Annotated in this window: 2 protein-coding genes; both read left to right on the forward strand. The window is 38.0% G+C overall.

The annotated features are described in order from the left end of the window. The first annotated feature begins 261 nt into the window (after positions 1-261). Entirely contained in the window at positions 262-1,656 is a 1,395-nt protein-coding gene (locus ACTH6U_RS21270) for a glycoside-pentoside-hexuronide (GPH):cation symporter (protein ID WP_193000843.1), read from the forward strand. Positions 1,657-1,743: 87 nt separating this feature from the next. Then, on the forward strand, positions 1,744-2,841 hold the full coding sequence (locus tag ACTH6U_RS21275) for an AraC family transcriptional regulator (RefSeq protein ID WP_193000841.1): 1,098 nt from the start codon (positions 1,744-1,746) through the stop codon (positions 2,839-2,841). The last annotated feature ends 232 nt before the right edge of the window (positions 2,842-3,073 follow it).

Consider the following 3,073-nt stretch of genomic DNA (forward strand, 5'->3'; position numbering starts at 1 on the left):
TGCTCAATTATGAAATTTAATAATCAAATTCATCTATTTGTTTATTGTGCTTTGGGTCTCATAAAGTTTTCTTTGGTGATTAAATAGATGAATTTATTCAGCGTTTATAAAGGGGTTCTGTGATTGATGTCTTGGTTTTTAGGCGTTTTATAAGCTATTTCACATATGAGAAATAACATAATCAAAATACCATATTGCATAATGTGAAAATCCGTAGGGTTATGAGAAAAAGGATTTAATCAATTTACCTGGGGAATAAAAATGAACACGATCAAGCTTTCAACCAGAGAAAAAATAGCGTACGGGTTAGGGGATACAGGGTGTAATTTCGTTTGGCAAACGGTGATGTTATTTCTAGCGTATTTTTACACGGATGTTTATGGCTTATCCCCAGCACATATGGGGACCATGTTTTTACTAGTGCGCTTTATTGATGCGATTACTGACCCATTAATGGGGTCGATTGTTGATCGAACTAAATCTCGCTATGGTCGCTATCGTCCTTATTTACTATGGATTGCGGTTCCATTTGGTCTGTCTTGTACCTTTGCATTCTTTACTCCTGAGTTCAGTGAAACAGGAAAGATTATTTATGCGTATGCGTCTTATATTTTCTTAACGCTTATGTATACCGCGATTAATGTTCCTTACTGTGCGATGGCGAATGCATTAACGAATGACTCGCAAGAGCGCACTTCATTGCAATCATACCGTTTTGCTCTAAGCACTATGGGCGGCCTGGTTGTTGCTTTAGTTGCTTTACCTTTGGTGGACTTAATCGGCGGCGGTAATATTCAAAAAGGTTATGTGGGGGCGATGGCTGTGATGGGCTTTGGTGCCATTGCTTTATTTTTCTTCTGCTTTGCTAACGTAAAAGAACGTTTTACTGCTGAAAAAGAAGAAAGACGCCCAGTTAAAGATGACATGAAGTTGTTACTGAAAAATAACCAATGGCGCATTCTATTTATTTTGAACGTTCTATTACTGACAGCCGTTGTCTTAAAAGGCGCATCGACCATGTATTACGTTAATAATGTAATGGGAAGAGCGGATCTTGCAACGACATTTATGGTAGCCGGTATGCTGGCTAATATTGTTGGTGCTATCATTTCTGCACCTTTATTTGGTCATTTAGATAAGCCAACAATTTATAAAATCTTAACGGTTATCTCTGGTTTATTATCGATTTCACTGTTCTTTGTTCAACCAGATAATATTTTCATGATCTTTGCTCTGGTGATTGCACTTGGTGTTATCCAAATGAGTACTACTCCGATTTTATGGAGCATGATGTCGGATGTGGTGGATTATGAGAAAACACGTAGTAACCGTTCATTGAGCGGCATGGTGTTCTCGACCAATTTATTTGCTATTAAGTTAGGTATTGCTTTAGGTGGTGCCGCGGTTGGTTGGATTCTAGCGGGAGCGGGCTACGTAGGGGGAGCATCTGAGCAATCTCAAGAAGCTATCTCGGCGATTAACTTATTATTTACCGTTATTCCAGGTGTGGTATTTATATCTTTAGCTGGTGTGATGGCGAAATATGAATTAGATAACAAAAAACTTGCGCAAATCAAAGCCTTGCTTGAATTAGATGCGAAACAACAGCACGAGGATAGTAAGCCTAAAGTTCATAATGTGGAACTAACAGTATAAGTGTGTTTGGAGAGCCGCTGGCAATTTTGTCAGCGGTTATTTTTTGGATATTAGAAACTTCTACCTTCGTGGTGCTAAGGAGTAGCGATGAAAAAATTATTATTACTAATAGACACGATGTTTTATTACGACAGGGAGGTGTTAAAAGGGATTAAAGCCAAACTTGATGAGTTAAGTCTTGATGTCACCATTTATATTGAATCGATCGACAATGTTAAAGATATTCTGTTATCTAAATGGGATTACGTGATTGCCGATTACGATAAGGCCGATAAGTTTAGAGTGCTGTCTCGCCTTAATTCACAAATCTTATTGTATTCTAGCCACAAGATTCTTTCTCCTCCTCAAAACGTTTCGACTTTAGTAAATGACAATGAGCAGTTTGCTGGCTTAGCTTTGGGTCAGTTTATGCAAAATGATTTGTCCCGAGTTGGCTTTTACCATGAGTTACGTGAAGAGAATATGGGCTGGGCGATAGAGCGTAAAGAATGCTTTATAAAACAAGCAAAGCAATTTGAATTAAATTATTCCGACCCGTTAGAGGCACTAAAATCGAAATCTTTTCCTTTTGGGGTGTATTGCGCCTCCGATCGCAGTGCCAGAAAGTTCGCTAACTTATGTATGGAAATGAATGTTTCCGTGCCCGATCAAGTGGCGATCATCGGCACAGATTATGACGATGCAGAGCGTGCAATTTCTCCAGTCCCTTTAAGCTCAATCAATATCGATCCATATCAGTTAGGGCACCGGTGTGTTGAAGTGTTATTAAAAGCAGTTCGATTCAAACAATGTGTGCATGAAAAATATCAGCCAATCACGTTAGTTAATGAACAGTCGAGCCAAGCGTCGTCACTACAGGATGATATCGTCAATCGAGCATTATATTTCTTGCATAATAATTATCATTTGAATGTGAAGGTACAGCAGGTTTTGGATTACTGTCAGGTGTCGAGAAAGACATTAGATAGCCGCTTCTTAGAGGCAAAAAATATGACGGTTCATCAATATTTAGCCGAGCTTAGGCTCAATAAGTCCAAGCAGTTACTTAAGCAAAGTACGGAATCAATAGAAAACATTGCTTTGCAATGTGGCTATCCAAATCAGAGCTATTTGTACCAAGTATTCCGTAAACATTGTGGTTTTACACCGCTGGAATATCGCAAAGGTCTGCTTCCGACTACTTAGTCATATTGACAATATTATTATGATATTTTGTTGTTGGATTCATAAATTTTGCAAGTGTGCGCTTAGTCTAAAACAATAAATGCATGATTGTTAATATAAATAAAATTCATTGTTTATTTATTAAAATGGTAATTATATGGAAATTTATCAAAACCCAAATTATTCGGTTCAACAACGCGTTGAGGATTTATTGGCACAAATGACGCTTGAGGAGAAGATTGCTCAGCTTGGT

The sequence above is a fragment of the Providencia sp. genome (assembly GCF_052096715.1).
Classification (GTDB): domain Bacteria; phylum Pseudomonadota; class Gammaproteobacteria; order Enterobacterales; family Enterobacteriaceae; genus Providencia.